The 13856-nt window shown below is 55.8% G+C and carries 13 protein-coding genes; 8 read left to right on the top strand and 5 right to left on the bottom strand.

Annotated elements, in window-relative coordinates; genetic code table 11:
• Positions 1-255: 255 nt before the first annotated feature.
• A complete protein-coding gene (locus ACCD05_RS06630; protein WP_413391881.1) occupies positions 256-915 on the bottom strand; it encodes a hydrolase in 660 nt (219 codons plus the stop codon).
• A gap of 136 nt (positions 916-1051) precedes the next feature.
• On the opposite strand from ACCD05_RS06630, the gene ACCD05_RS06625 reads away from it, so the two are divergent.
• Positions 1052-1924, top strand: coding sequence for a LysR family transcriptional regulator (locus ACCD05_RS06625; protein ID WP_413391880.1), 873 nt, complete (start codon positions 1052-1054; stop codon positions 1922-1924).
• A gap of 15 nt (positions 1925-1939) precedes the next feature.
• On the opposite strand, the gene ACCD05_RS06620 is transcribed toward ACCD05_RS06625, so the two are convergent.
• Positions 1940-2863 carry an alpha/beta hydrolase gene (locus ACCD05_RS06620; protein WP_413391879.1) on the bottom strand — a complete coding sequence of 308 codons (924 nt, stop codon included), beginning with the start codon at positions 2861-2863 and terminating at the stop codon, positions 1940-1942.
• 231 nt (positions 2864-3094) lie between these two features.
• On the opposite strand from ACCD05_RS06620, the gene ACCD05_RS06615 reads away from it, so the two are divergent.
• Positions 3095-3835 carry an SDR family NAD(P)-dependent oxidoreductase gene (locus ACCD05_RS06615; protein WP_413391878.1) on the top strand — a complete coding sequence of 247 codons (741 nt, stop codon included), beginning with the start codon at positions 3095-3097 and terminating at the stop codon, positions 3833-3835.
• Positions 3836-3968: 133 nt separating this feature from the next.
• Here ACCD05_RS06615 and ACCD05_RS06610 read toward each other — a convergent pair whose 3' ends face one another.
• Positions 3969-4367, bottom strand: coding sequence for a hypothetical protein (locus ACCD05_RS06610; RefSeq protein ID WP_413391877.1), 399 nt, complete (start codon positions 4365-4367; stop codon positions 3969-3971).
• A 264-nt stretch (positions 4368-4631) separates the two neighbouring features.
• On the opposite strand from ACCD05_RS06610, the gene ACCD05_RS06605 reads away from it, so the two are divergent.
• The 6 genes from ACCD05_RS06605 to ACCD05_RS06580 all read left to right on the top strand — a co-directional run bounded on the left by ACCD05_RS06605 (position 4632) and on the right by ACCD05_RS06580 (position 11596).
• Positions 4632-6023 carry an HWE histidine kinase domain-containing protein gene (locus ACCD05_RS06605; RefSeq protein ID WP_413391876.1) on the top strand — a complete coding sequence of 464 codons (1392 nt, stop codon included), beginning with the start codon at positions 4632-4634 and terminating at the stop codon, positions 6021-6023.
• Positions 6024-6086: 63 nt separating this feature from the next.
• A complete protein-coding gene (locus ACCD05_RS06600; RefSeq protein WP_413391875.1) occupies positions 6087-6446 on the top strand; it encodes a response regulator in 360 nt (119 codons plus the stop codon).
• 115 nt (positions 6447-6561) lie between these two features.
• Entirely contained in the window at positions 6562-8019 is a 1458-nt protein-coding gene (locus tag ACCD05_RS06595; protein WP_413391929.1) for a sensor histidine kinase, read from the top strand.
• A gap of 778 nt (positions 8020-8797) precedes the next feature.
• Positions 8798-10285, top strand: coding sequence for an alpha-amylase (gene amyA, locus ACCD05_RS06590; protein WP_413391874.1), 1488 nt, complete (start codon positions 8798-8800; stop codon positions 10283-10285).
• 151 nt (positions 10286-10436) lie between these two features.
• On the top strand, positions 10437-10883 hold the full coding sequence (locus tag ACCD05_RS06585; RefSeq protein WP_413391873.1) for a hypothetical protein: 447 nt from the start codon (positions 10437-10439) through the stop codon (positions 10881-10883).
• Positions 10865-11596: an MOSC domain-containing protein gene (locus ACCD05_RS06580; RefSeq protein WP_413391872.1), complete on the top strand. Its 732-nt coding sequence runs from the start codon at positions 10865-10867 to the stop codon at positions 11594-11596. The genes ACCD05_RS06585 and ACCD05_RS06580 overlap by 19 nt, the downstream gene beginning before the upstream one ends.
• Positions 11597-11599: 3 nt before the next feature.
• On the opposite strand, the gene ACCD05_RS06575 is transcribed toward ACCD05_RS06580, so the two are convergent.
• Together ACCD05_RS06575 and ACCD05_RS06570 are read right to left on the bottom strand one after the other, a co-directional pair.
• Positions 11600-13267: an FAD/NAD(P)-binding protein gene (locus tag ACCD05_RS06575; protein WP_413391871.1), complete on the bottom strand. Its 1668-nt coding sequence runs from the start codon at positions 13265-13267 to the stop codon at positions 11600-11602.
• Positions 13268-13345: 78 nt separating this feature from the next.
• On the bottom strand, positions 13346-13579 hold the full coding sequence (locus tag ACCD05_RS06570; RefSeq protein WP_413391870.1) for a DUF2171 domain-containing protein: 234 nt from the start codon (positions 13577-13579) through the stop codon (positions 13346-13348).
• Positions 13580-13856 lie beyond the last annotated feature (277 nt).

Below are 13856 nucleotides of genomic sequence, written 5' to 3'. Positions count from 1 at the left end.
TAGCCGCGTGGTTAGTGAGGCCGCCCCAGGGATGGGTTGGCTGGAACGACCTCGTGGCAGTGGGTTTCACTTACACCGCCTCCGTCAGATTAAACGGTTACGCATCCGCTGGCTACAACTGGCGGACACTGAATCGCAAATATGCACGCCTTTGGGGCTTCTTCGCGCAGCCAAAGCTGTCGCTCCCGAACTGCTCATTGATAGCGGCTAGAAGCTGCCTTGGCCCTGACGTTGACAGTCAGGGTCAAGCCGTCGTTAAGCTCCGGTAGTCGACTTTGGAACCGGAGTGTTCAGCAACTGCTGTTCCCAAAGGTAGGCTATACCGCTGCCGCCAACGTGTTGCACGATAACATCCGTAATTTTAGCGGCTTGCTCAGCGCGGGCCCAGTCACGTTGCCACTCAGCTGCAAGCGCCAGCCACGTCATCATGTTGATGCCAGCTCCGATCATCCGCTGAATTGCCACTTGATGGGCCTCGACCGAGACGGCACCCGAGGCGTCAGTGATTACAGTAACGTCCCAACCCTCGCCTGCGGCCTGGATCGCTGGCATTGCAACGCAGACTTCAGTCCAGAGGCCAGCAATGACAAGCTGCTTGCGGCCAGTGGCTTTCACCGTGGCGACGACCTTCTGATCTTGCCAAGTGTTGATGAAGGTCCGGTCGATTATCTCCTGGCCCGGGAAGACATCCGCAATCTGTGGGAAAAGGTTGCCGCCCCGTTCTGCAATGACGGTCGTAAGAATGGTTGGCACGTCGAAAGCCTTTGCAGCCTTTGCAAGCCCGACGGTGTTATTGACGACCATTGTCGGCTCGTGACTGTTCACGTTCGCCAGCTGATACGGCTGGTGGTCAATAAGGACGAGAACGGAGTCCTCGGGTCGAAGGAGGGAGTTGAGGCCGTTACGAAAGGTCATGGACTATCCTATGTTTGCGGTTCGTTGGCACAGGGAAAGCTCCGTTTGGGAGCGAACCGCAGGGAACTTGTCATCCGTGTCAGTGATGGGGTAGTCCTCAGGTCTGCCGAGCTGTGTTGCACAAAGGGGAACGCACGTGGACATCGAAGACCTCAGGACTTTCGTTGAAGTCGCCGATGCGGGCGGTGTAACACCTGCTGCTGTTAGGCTCGGCGTCTCCAAGTCGATGGTCAGTAGACGCATTTCTCGGCTGGAAGCCGAGCTTGGAGCACAGCTTGTCGCTCGGAACACGCGGGGCATCGCCCTAACCGAGGAAGGCGCGACGTTAAGGGATTACGCGGCGCGAATTACGGCCGAAATGGATGCTGCCCGCGAGACGATCCTGCCTGCGGGTGAGTTGCGCGGCCGCCTTCGAGTTGCTGCTCCCCTCTCCTTCGGGCCTACACATTTCGCACCCGTCCTTGCACAGATGGCACGACGCCATCCGCATCTACAGATTTCCTCTTGCTACACCGACCGGTTCGTCGATTTGATAACGGAGGGATATGACTGCGCTATACGTGTCGGTTACCTACCGGATTCCAACCTTGTCGCCCGACGTGTTGGCCCTCTCTACGGGAAGTTTGTTGCAAGCCCTGATTATATCGAGGCAAATGGTTTGCCTGAGACGCCAGACGACCTTCTCGTTCACCAAGCTCTCATGCAGGGAACTGAAAGCTGGCAAGTCATGGATGGAGAGGTGGTCCGCACCATCCGACCGCAGGGGCGCTTCAAAGCCGATAATGGCGTCGCACTTCTGGCCGCAGCGTTAGAAGGTGTTGGTATTGCGAGGATTCCTAACGGCCTGACTGATGAACACATCAAGGCGGGAACGCTCGTTGAGGTGCTGACCAGTTACCCGCCGCCGCCAGCCGGAATCTTTGTCGTCAGGCCGCCTGGGCAGCACCCAGCCAAAAAGGTACGGGTGCTCACCGATATGCTTATCGAGTGCTTCGATAAAGGTTCATAGAAGCCACCGTTGCGGCTATGACCCCGGCGGCAAGTATCGGGCGTAGAATGCGGCAAGCCGCTCGACGGCCTGGTCGACGTACTCGGGTTTGTGGTACATGTCGTAGTGTCCCGCGCCATCGATCACGAGAAAATCCTTGTGTGCGCTCGGGGACAAGTCGAACAGGCGCTGACCTGCCTCATACTGGCCAGTTGGACCGCGACGTCCGCCGACGATCACTTGTAGCGGCTGGGTCAACAGCTCAGGTACGAGGCCGAAGGCGTCAAAACCTAGCAGTGGACCATAACTGATAAACAGCAGCCGATTGGTTGAGTTGGGATGGCGATATTCGGACTCTCTATAAAAGCTGACAGCGTCGAGTAGCTCCGGATCATCGATCCCTGCGGCTTCAGCTTGTTGCAAGCTGTCCGGGATCCAAGGATCTCTTCGCAACTCAGCACCTCTCGCTTCTGAGGTGCGCTGCTCGGCGACATCTAGAAGCGTTTGACGATAATCGGGAAGCAACCGTCGCATGGCTTCGCCGATGTCATTGGCGACCACTGTCCCCACGGCTTTGAACCGTCGTTCTGTTTGAGCTGCCTTTATTGCGTATCCGCCGCCAGCACAAATCCCCAGCAGGCCAACACGCTGGTCGTCGACGAAGGGTAACGTCATCAGGCAGTCAACTGCGGAGTGGATATCTCCAACGCGAGCCGCCGGATCCTCCGAGTCTCGCGGCTCTCCCCCACTTTCGCCCTGAAACGAGGGATCAAAGGTCAGCGCGAGATAGCCATGCGCGGCAAGTCTGTTTGCGTAGATAGCGCCGATCTGTTCCTTAACACTGCTGCCCGGGGTTGAAAGAACTATCGCGGGATAGCCACGACCCTCGTCGAAATCAGGAGGAAGGTGAAGATTTCCGACGACGTTGATGGAGCCACTTTCAAATTCTATGCGCTTCAATTTTCACCTCTCTCGGATCGGTGGAGCCTTTGTCTCATCTAAGGCATGCGAACGCTATGGCCAGATCAACGCCGGTGACACGCTGTTGCCCAACGCGGAACAGTTTCTGCGTTCCGCTTTGTGCGACACAGTTCGCGACTTTTGAGACTTGGATACTGCCTGGAAGCATCTGATCTCTTGGGCGGCCGACAGATTGTTGGCCCTACAGAAACAAATCGAGAGGATAAACTTATGATCGATCTTGTCGGCAAACGTGCCCTGGTAACAGGTGGATCGAGAGGTATCGGCGCGGCGATCGCTCTTGCACTGGCCGAGAACGGTGCAAACGTGGCCTTCACTTATCAACGTGCGGTGGAAAAGGCTAAGGAAGTTGCGGACGCCATCCGACACACGGGACGGCAAGGCGTCGCCATTCAAGCCGACAGCGGGGACCCAGCTGCCATCAGCCGTGCAGTGACCGAGGCGGTTTCTGCGCTCGGCGGCATTGATATTCTCGTCAACAGCGCTGCAATCGGCCATGCGGGACTGATAGCCGACCTCAACGAAGACGATTTCCAGACCCTCATGGACGTGAATGTGAGAGCCCCAGTGCTCTTCGCGAAGGCTGTCATCCCACATCTAGGTGACGGCGGCCGCATCATCACGATTGGATCGGGGCTCGGGGAGCGCGTGCCCTTCCCTGGGATCACTCCTTACGCAATGTCAAAAGCTGCACTCACGTCCTTCACTCGTGGTCTCTCCCGCGAACTCGGTCCCAACGGCATCACAGTGAATCTGGTACAGCCGGGAGCAACCGACACAGACGCAAACCCATCGGACGGCGCGGCTGCGGAGTTTCAACGCAGCCTCACTTCGCTCGGACGCTTCGGGGATCCGCGCGAAGTCGCGAACGCTGTGGTATTCCTGGCAAGTCCAGCCGCGAGCGTCATCACCGGAGCAACTTTAACCGCAGACGGGGGCGCAATCGCCTGAAAGCGCTTCACTCATGAAGATCGGTACGCTTAAGGGAAAGCATTGTCGTCGAGCTTACCCCTTTGCCTTCGGAGGCATCCAGCTGGATGCGTCCGGAGGCGTTGGTTCCCGCGTTTGCGCGCCTGGCACAGGTCTAATCACTAGACGAACGAATTTCCCAAGACACTTCGAGCTCGAGTTCATCGATGACGCTGGACAATGGATTTGGCGGAGCGTTAATTAATTCGAGGGGCGTATCCGGTGCGTCGACCGAAACAGGAGAACCCGCAGTTCGACGCTCCTCACCACTCGACAATCCTCCTGGTAGCGGTGCTGGATCTACGCCTTTTGGCACTCGCAGAAGAGTTGCGACTTCTCGCATCTCAATGTCGCCCTCAATCCATTTCTCAATCAGTTCTAAAAACCTAGCATCGCCATCGATGGGAGTGCCCAACTCGCGATATTTGGTGACGCATTTCAGAAAGATTCGCCGTCTCCGCTCACTTAACGGAAGTTTCGCCAAGTCTTCTGTTAGATCTGACAGTTGTTCCATTGTCCGCCTAATGCAGGAAGAGAGGCGGCTCGCCACGCACAACATGGGACGAGCGCCAAGTGGCCACATTGAATGGCTTAGGAGAACCAGAGGATGGAGCCTCCGACGTTCTTATCTTGAATAGCCAGAGTTAAAATTTGGCTAATGAGCTACCGTCACTCCGGCCTCGCCACTTCAGGTCCACCCCGAATATTCTGTCAGCGCCGTTTGATTTTGACTCAATCTCTCTAGATATCCCGCTACATCCGGTGCCGGGGAAAATGCATGCAATTACCGAACCCTGATTGCGGAAAGCTTTTCCGGGATCATGACTGGCCAAATTCACCGTTAGGTCCCATAGAAGCTTGGGCTGTCGAGCTTCGAACCTTAGGCAACGTCATGCTCGGATCGCTCCAGCCGATGTTGATCGTATGGGGCCCGTCCCAGGCCACCCTTTACAACGATGGATACGCCGAGATGTGTGGCTCTCGGCATCCCGCAGCATTTGGCGGAAGCTTTCAAAGCCTCTGGTACGACATATGGGATCAGGTCGAGCCTATCATCGCTGACGCTTATAGCGGAAAGGGAACGGCGATGGACGATATTCAGTTCCTCATGCATCGAAACGGCTTTCCGGAAGAAACGCACTTCGCGTTTTCATATACTCCTGTTCGGGACCCATGGGGAACAGTGCTTGGGATGTTCTGTGCATGCACCGAGATCACGGCGCAAGTCGCGATGCGGACAGCGGAGCGAACACAGAGGGAGCGCATGCTTCAAGTGTTTGAACTCAGCCCAGGAGGTATAGCGATGTTAGTGGGACCGGACCACGTATTCGAGTATGCCAACAAAGAATACTATTCGATGATTGGCGTCGGCCGGGCCATCATCGGCAAGTCTGTGCGTGAAGCAGTGTCAGAGGTGGTGAGGCAAGGGTTTATCAAAATCCTCGATGGTGTCTATCAGACCGGTGAGCCGTTCGTCGCAAAGAGCCTTCATGTCGAACTCAACCGTGGTCCTGATGGCGAGAAACAGTCGCGCTTGATAGACTTGGTATACCAGCCAATGCTCAATGACGGTGGCTCGGTAACAGGAATCCTCGTGCAAGCTCGGGATGTCACCGAAATTCGGGCGGAAGAAGCAAGGCAGGAGTTGCTTTCACATGAACTCGGGCATCGGCTAAAGAACCAATTAGCGATGTTTCAGGCCATCGCATCTCAGACACTTAGAAGCGCCCCAGATATCGCCACAGCGCGACAGCGACTTTCGGATCGGATTGCCGTCCTCAGCGACGCTCATGATACGATCCTTGAAGGCGGGACCGGAACTTCAAAGGTTCGACGGCTTGTAAAACAGATGATCGCGCTTCACGATGAACTTGATAATCCCCGCTTTACGATCAATGGCCCCGAGTTACGGGTCGGGTCGAGGCCGTCCCTGTCAATTGCACTTATCTTGCATGAGCTGGCGACCAACGCTCTTAAGCACGGCGCTCTTTCGGAACCCTCGGGTCGTGTAAAAATCGAGTGGGCTGTCTCAGGTCCGGACAGCGACCGCTTCGAATTGATGTGGGTTGAATCAGGTGGCCCCCTGTCACGGAGCCGCACTCAGCTGGGTCTGGTACCAGGCTTATTACAGCGGGTCTTAACGGCACCTTGGATAGCAAAGTCGTATTAGTGCCCCAACCGGGTTGAAATGTCGGATCGAGGCTGATCTCGAAACGTTCCAGAGAGAGCATTGATGCCGAACTCACTTCTCCTCGTAGAAGACGATGGCTTGATCCGTATGGACCTCGCCGACACTCTCCTTGACATTGGATACGAGGTAGTCGAAGCGGCAAATGCCGATGAAGCTCTCATTGCCTTCGGGAAGAAGCAGTTTGCTACTCTCCTTACAGACATTGATATGCCAGGGACCATGAATGGAATTGCGTTGGCACACCATGTCGCTGCAAAATCTAACGAGTGCAAGATAGTAATCATTTCCGGTCGCTATCATCCCGTTCAAGGCTCCCTTCCCCAGGGGGCACAATTCCTCATGAAGCCGATCTCGCAGAAGTCGCTCTTGGAGGCCCTTGACGTCGCCGGTCTGAAGCCGTGAAGAAATTTGCGAGTGATCACTTTCTCGAAAGTTTGTACCAGGTGACCCCATGCCCAGCAGATTTGCCATGCTAGCAAACCGGCGGTCCCTCCCCGTCTGGATTGGTCTGTTGATCGTGGCCGCAGTTTTTAGCGCTGGAGCGATGCTAGTGCGACAGAACTATAGTTCTGCCATTCAAGAAGGCGAGATGCGTGCATCAGCAGCGGCCAACGTAGTCGCGACCAACGCAAATTGGATGATGCAGGCTAGCGACCAAGCGCTTCGCCGGATCGACTCTGCGCTTGGTCCGGACGGCGCTACCTCACAGGAATTAAGGCAAGACATCGCACGAGCCGTGGGTGACTTGCCGCTCGGCTTTACGTATTCGGTCTTCGATGAGACTGGACAACTCCGTGCTTCGACGGCAGCGAACTGGCTCGCCGTCAATCACTCGGATCGCCCCTACTTTCAACGTCTGGCCAAAGGTGAACGCCTATCTATCGCGCGGGCAGAGAGGGAGACGCCTCAAGATGGCTTCGCGTTCATTGTGGCCCACCGGATCGACAGAGACGGTGTCTTTAAGGGTGTTGCGACGATCACCATCACAAATGCTTCGGTCGAGAAATTTTGGTCGACCATGGGACTAGGAGACAACTCGACGATATCCATTATCCGCGCGGACGGTCGGCTCCTCGCCCATCATCCTGAGCCCACCGAGCCCGTCGATCTTAGCAAAACTGCCTGGTATCCTTTGCTTGCCGCAGCAGACAAGGGGATCTTCCACAGTCCTGTATCTCCTATCGATGGCGTATCGCGGATTCTGTCGTTCAAAAAGGTAGACGGTTGGCCCATCGTTGCCCTCGCCGCAGTGGACCGGCAAGAGGTACTTGCAGTGTTCTGGCGAAATCTCTGGTCAGAGCTTCTACTTGTCCTGCCACTTGCAATCGCGACCTTTGCCGGTGCTGGGCTGCTAACTTGGCAACTCCATCGGTATAGCCGTCGAAACGACGATCTGGAGAAGGCAAACGAGAAGAACACATTTCTTCTCCGCGAGGTACACCATCGGGTCAAAAACAATCTCCAGGCCGTTATGGCGTTGATCAGACTTCAACCGCTTCCGCCTGAGGCGCGGGCCGACATGACGTCGAGGATACAGGCGATGGTGGCGGTCCACGAACAAATCTACCTCACCGACCAGTACGAGCGAGTTGATGCAGAGCCTTATGTGCGCCAACTCGTTACCCAGATTGCCACCCTCTACAATAAGCCCGTTGCTCTCGAAATCGAGCTGGAGCATGTGCTGGTTGACCGTGACCAAGCTCTCCCGTTGGGACTGATCGTAAACGAGGTTGTCTCGAACTCATTCAAATACGGCCTTACTGACGACGGGTCAGGCGTTCTTCGGGTTGAATTGAAGACGTTTGATACAGAGATCGAGCTAGTCATTGCCGACTCCGGGGCGGGGTTTGATCCGGTCCAGCAGCGAAAGGGGATGGGAACCAAGTTGGTGACCAATTTCGCGGCGCAGCTGAGAGGACGATACGAATATAAGAATGAGTCGGGCACAATTTTTACCCTGACGTTCCCACGCTGAGAAAACTTCATCGCTTACATCAGAAACAGTACCCTGTACGCTACGGTAGCCTAAGCGATATCGGCCGGGCGGCTTTCAGTTGCCCGGCATTTCCATCTACATTCTCTTGATGGCCTACAAACACGCAGAGGCTGACAGTTTACAACAAACGTTTGGTGATCCTGCAGACCAGGCTACTCGTTTCCCGATATCCTTCGTCGCGGCCTCGCGGGTTGCACGAAGTCGATCTGATTTCTTGCGGTGCGCTTCCTCTTTAGACGCTATCGTCGACATAGCGATCTCATGGGTTCGTTGGAATGATCCAACCGTTCCCGCCGGGTCATCGTTTTTCTGCGCTGCACGTTTTCAAGATCAGTTTTGGACATGCTTTTTAAGCTGTCCCGAAGAGCCTGAGTGACAAGTTTCGTAAGTTTGCGTACCCCAAGACGTGAAAAGCTTCATTACTCATTTTCCGCGCAATACCCGTGGAACCAATTCCCGCCAAACTCATTTCCCCCGCGCAAAATTTCGAGGGGTCAATGTGAGTAATCATTTCCAAACTGCAGACTTCACGACAGACCGAGTTCACAAAGTGCTCCGGGTGGACGAGTTTGCCAACCGGCAGGGGTTGGACGAAAAGCAGAAACGCGATCTTCTGAGGCTGTTCGGACAGTTTGCCACTCTCCACGAGCTGCTCGCAAACTGCCGTCTCCCCGGCAAAGTCCGGTAAGCCATCCGCGCGGATGGTCCCTGACGGCCAAGTCATTCTACCGCACAAGAAATTTCATCTGGGGCAATGATGATCAAGCGGACGCTCTTTCAATTCTTCCACTGGTACTCGCTCGGCGACAGCCGTCTCTGGAAAGAGGTCGCCGAGAAGGCTTCAGATCTCGCGGATATGGGGATCACTGACGTGTGGTTGCCACCCGCCTATAAGGGTGCGTCAGGAGCCTACTCTGTAGGGTATGATACCTACGATCTCTTTGATCTTGGGGAGTTCGATCAGAAAGGGAGCAAGGCGACCAAGTATGGTGACAGGGTTGCCTTTGAGGCTAGCTGCCAGGCCCTTGTCGAACACGGCATCCGGCCGATCCATGACGTCGTGCTGAACCACAAGATGGGTGCCGACGAGAAGGAAAGCGTGGTCGTTCGACGCGTCGATGCAGACGACCGGACGCAAATCGCGGAAGAAGACGTGGAAGCGCTCGCCTACACGCGCTTTACCTTTCCTGGCAGAAACGGCAAATATTCAAAGTTCATCTGGGACAAACAGTGCTTCAGTGGCGTGGACCTGATTGAGGAACCCGATGAAAGCGGTGTTTTCCGGCTTATGAACGAGTATGGCGAGGGACAGTGGAACGACGAAGTCGACGATGAGCTTGGAAACTTCGACTACCTAATGGGTGCCGATGTCGAGTTCCGCAACGTAGCCGTCTACGAGGAGCTGAAATACTGGGGACGCTGGTTTTCCGAACAGGTGCCGGTTGGTGGCTTTAGACTGGATGCGGCGAAACACATTCCTGCATGGTTTTTCAAGGATTGGGTCGGCCATATGCGCGATACTGTCGGCGACGATTTGTTTGTCGTCGCCGAATACTGGCATCCGCACATGGAGACGCTCACGAATTACCTGGAACTTGTCGACAAGCAGCTGATGCTTTTTGACATCGCGCTCCATCACCGTTTCCACGATGCCTCCAAGGCGGGTGGAGACTTTGACATGCGGACCATCTTCGATGGGTCGCTCGTTTCGGCCATCCCTGAGCACGCCGTAACGCTTGTCGACAACCATGACACACAGCCATTGCAGTCGCTTGAAGCGACGGTTGAGCCCTGGTTCAAGCCCCTCGCCTACGCATTGATCCTGCTGCGGGAACAAGGAACGCCTTGCGTGTTCTATCCGGATTTATACGGCGCGGAATACAGCGACAAGGGCGACGACGAGAGCCAGCACCAGGTCGAGATGCCAGCAATCGGATGCTTACCCAAGTTGATGGAAGCACGTCAGCGTTTCGCAAACGGGCCGCAAGTCGATCAATTCGATGACCCCAGCGTGATTGGCTTCACACGTCATGGAACCGATACCGAACCCGGCTGTGTTGTCGTCATGTCCAATGGCGCTGCTGGCCATATCTCGGTTGATCTCGGTCCAAACCACTCTAGTGCCTTGTTTGTAGACTTTTTGGGTCACCATGAAGCGGAAGTTACTGTCGACGATCAAGGTCGAGCGGCTTTCCCCACAAATGGCGGAAGTGTCAGCGTTTGGGTTCGGCGCGATGCCCTTTAACGTGAAGGCTGAATATCGGCCGTCCAGAATGATGAGATCGAACAGCCTAGCGGGTCACACTTCCAACGGTCTCACAAAATCCGCGAGTAAGTGACGTTTTGCAGGAACTCAAATCGCAATAGGATGTTCTTCAATCAAACAGGAGGACACCATGGTAGATCCCAGCAAGTCACCCGCCGTTCAGTCATATAATGCAGAAATAGCTCGGCAGCGCTCCGCCGAGCCTGATGATCTCGATCAGGGCCTCGAAGCAACCTTCCCTGCGTCCGATCCCGTGTCGGCAACCCAGTCATCCGTTGCAAGCACAGTCGATAGCCACTCCGCGAACGATCTTGGTGAGTTCCCGCTTGTCGATGAAGCTTTGCGATCGACCGGCGAGTTTGGCGGCACTGAGGATCGCGGACGCGTTCAATCGCTTCGCAGAGACGCTGTACGCTTGTCGGATCATGCTTCGGAGGTCGCCAGCGGTGCTGTAGCAGTGGGCAAGGCTGAGGCCAAATCAGTCATTCAAAGCGTTGGAGAATTGGTCAAAGAACGCCCGCTCACTGCGGTTGGCATAGTCGCGGCAGTAGCCTGGATTTGGGGAGCGACCCGATAGAGGTCGCGGCTACAGTCCAGGCACTTTGGCGCTACCCCGTCAGTTCGCTGCGTGGGGAGCGCCTCAAGACCCATACTGTTACGGCTGACGGAATTCGAGGAGATCGCAGTCACCTTCTCGTCGACCTCGTGTCGGGGGAGATAGCTGCACCAGAGAAAATTGCCCGCTGGCGTCCGGCACTGATGATTGATGCTCGCACCGACGATGGGGGCCTCTTGATCTCCTCGGTTGATTGGAACTTCTTCGTCGATGATCCCAAGTTGGATAACGCACTGTCGGACCATTTTGGCTTCCGCTGCGCGATCCGTGGTGTTGGCAGCACTCTCCCAACCGACGAGGGTGAAGTCACGCTGAGCCCGCGCTATGTCGCAAGCCCACTCCATTTACTGTCAACAAGGTCACTTTCGGACTTGTCTGGCCTGATCCCGCAGGCGGTCTTGGACGTGCGCAGATTTCGCCCGAATATCGTCATGGATACCAGTGCGGACGAGAACAATTGGATTGGCAGCCAAATCGCTATTGGCGACTACCGTGGCACCGTCACGGAGAAAACCAAACGTTGTGGCATGACCATGATCGCGCAAACTGACCTGCCCGAAGACCCCGAAGTCCTCCGCACGGTCGTCAGGAGCCGTCAGCGCTGTTTCGGTGTATATGCCGACGTCGGTGCCGAAGGCGTTATCTCCATTGGAGATAAGATCGAGGTCGGATAAGCATTATCCGGAGTGCACAAGGAGATCCGAGTTTGCGACTGCATCGATGATCGCCGCTGCCACTGTACTTCCCATTTCATGAGCACTGGTGATGCCTTGGATAAACGGCATCTTATGCAACAGGAATGGGACCGAGACACAGTAGAGATTGTTCGACAGCCCAGCTTCAACGCGGGGCCGAAAGTCGTCGTCAATCTCGATGCCACCTGTCCGACGGGTCTCGTCGTTCGCGCTGGCCTCGAACTTCTGGGTCTTTGCTTCCTTGATTGCGCCGGTCTTACGAAGGCTGGGAAATGGGAGATCGGAAGCGGAGAGCGCGTGCTGCCCAGTAGCGTCGATGAAGGCATCGTACCTGCTCTCGTTTCCATCAACGATCACGGCGACACCCGGGGTTCCATCATGTTGTTCAATGTCGTAGTCGTCGCCCAGCGCTTTAACGGACAACTTCCCTGCCTGATGCAGGGCAAGGAGCCGTTCGATGGATTCGTGCGGAACCGTCGCGTAGTCATCCACGAAAACTGTCTTGAAATCCTTGTGGAAGCGCTTCAGATCTCGGTCATTCAAACGAGGGATGGCAAGTGCGATGACTTCGTGCATCCTGAGGATGGCGTAACGCCACTGGACGGTTTGCCGCTCGGCTTTGTTTTTCTTGGCTTCCGCAAGGTTCTGCGCTGCCCAGACGAAAGGGTCTACTTTCTGTCGCGCCCGAAAATAGCGCTCGGCAATGTCCTCCACGCACGCCAGGGCAAGTCCAATGCTGGCAGCGTAGTCGGGATCGGCTGCGGCAAGCTCTCGCCGAAACAACTCAAAGACCTCATCGAGAAGCCGCTCCCGCATTTGCTCCATCAGCAACCGTACGGCCTCTTCCGTGCAAAACCTGAGAGGCTCGTATGGGATCGCACAATAGAAGTCCGCCTCGGGCAACAAACCCTTACGAGACATCATAGTGATAGAGAAGCCGGTGCCCGAGGTGTCAGGCTCATATCGCAACGTTCCATTGTCGTCCCGAAGGAACATGCCATGGGCGGTGGCAACGGATACGACTGCGTCGATCCCACTAAGCGACGTGCCCAAGACACCGACATTGACAGCGCCAATCCTCTTTATCGCCGCTGCAGGCCACGGCGACGCAAAGTAGCCAGGCGACGTTTCCGTGTTCTCGGGCCAATCGTGACCTGTGGCCATGACCACGTGGTCGAACGACATCGTGGCATCCTCCCCGCCGTGCCTTTTGAACTTAAGCGATATATCATCGTTACCAAGCTTGATATCGAGAATGCGGTGGCTGGCTTTCACATCGATGGAATGGCCGTGCAAGAGCCCCCGCTTAACCAGGGCCCAAAATTGCGCTGCCAAGAACTCGCCAAGAACGATCCGAGGATAAAACTCACGTTCGCCAATCCCTGATCTTTCTACGCCCAGTTCCTGCAGCTCGCTATCACTCCGCGACGACAGCCACTCGACGAGCGTATGCTCGATGCGAGGGATTTCGATGCTGGCGATATTTGCCAGCATAGCGCGGTCATTGACCGCCGGATGGTAGGGCGTTCCCTTCCCTGCGTCAGGTGTTTCCTCGAAGATAGTGATAGACAGCGGCGTGGCGCTGGAAATCAATCCGGCAAGCGAATAAATCCCGGTGGGTCCAGATCCGATGATGGCGACTCTTGGCATGGTGGCTGGTTAGTCTCGCATGGCGGGCGGCGGGGGGCGAATAAATAAGGAGCCGCTCGAAAGCGGCTCCTGAAACAATTAGTTGACCGAAGACCACTGACTGCGGACGTCTTCAGCGCTCTTGGTCAGGTGGACGTGCTGATCAACATGGTCGACCCAATCAAGTGGAATGAGGTGATGCTGACCATCGTCGGAATCCGACTTCGTCAGCTTGATGCGCGATGTGCCATCCATGTGGTCTACTGTGCCCACATGTGCACCATCTGCGCCGATGACTTCCATATGCTCGCGAACCTGTTCTGCAGAAATCATGGTGTTTTCTCCTTTTTTAAATCGCACGGGGGCAACGTCCACTGAGAGGCTTGGTTCCCCGGTAGGGCGGGACCACGGCGGACAGGTGGGGCGCTCGACTGGCGTTCCGTTGCCCGCAGCGAGAAACCGGAAAAATCGCTGCGTTCACCATCCCTGTCGCGTCCGGTTGACACGCTCGTGGTCCCGGTTTCGAAATGCAAAAGAGATCGAGACGTTCCGCCAGCCTGCACCGCGTGTACGTTAGGGTACAGAGCTGAAAAGAAGCCATGAGTCAGGC

This window comes from Rhizobium sp. Rhizsp42, assembly GCF_047304155.1.
Classification (GTDB): Bacteria; Pseudomonadota; Alphaproteobacteria; order Rhizobiales; family Rhizobiaceae; genus Rhizobium.
The sequence above is the reverse complement of the archived record's forward strand: the minus strand, read 5'-3'. Positions and strand labels throughout refer to the sequence as shown.

Coding starts and splice junctions, on each gene's coding strand:
- ACCD05_RS06630 (WP_413391881.1), bottom strand. CDS start 915: ATGACCTTTCGTAACGGCCTCAACTCCCTCCTTCGACCCGAGGACTCC.
- ACCD05_RS06615 (WP_413391878.1), top strand. CDS start 3,095: ATGATCGATCTTGTCGGCAAACGTGCCCTGGTAACAGGTGGATCGAGA.
- ACCD05_RS06610 (WP_413391877.1), bottom strand. CDS start 4,367: ATGGAACAACTGTCAGATCTAACAGAAGACTTGGCGAAACTTCCGTTA.
- ACCD05_RS06605 (WP_413391876.1), top strand. CDS start 4,632: ATGCAATTACCGAACCCTGATTGCGGAAAGCTTTTCCGGGATCATGAC.
- ACCD05_RS06600 (WP_413391875.1), top strand. CDS start 6,087: ATGCCGAACTCACTTCTCCTCGTAGAAGACGATGGCTTGATCCGTATG.
- amyA (WP_413391874.1), top strand. CDS start 8,798: ATGATCAAGCGGACGCTCTTTCAATTCTTCCACTGGTACTCGCTCGGC.
- ACCD05_RS06585 (WP_413391873.1), top strand. CDS start 10,437: ATGGTAGATCCCAGCAAGTCACCCGCCGTTCAGTCATATAATGCAGAA.
- ACCD05_RS06575 (WP_413391871.1), bottom strand. CDS start 13,267: ATGCCAAGAGTCGCCATCATCGGATCTGGACCCACCGGGATTTATTCG.
- ACCD05_RS06570 (WP_413391870.1), bottom strand. CDS start 13,579: ATGATTTCTGCAGAACAGGTTCGCGAGCATATGGAAGTCATCGGCGCA.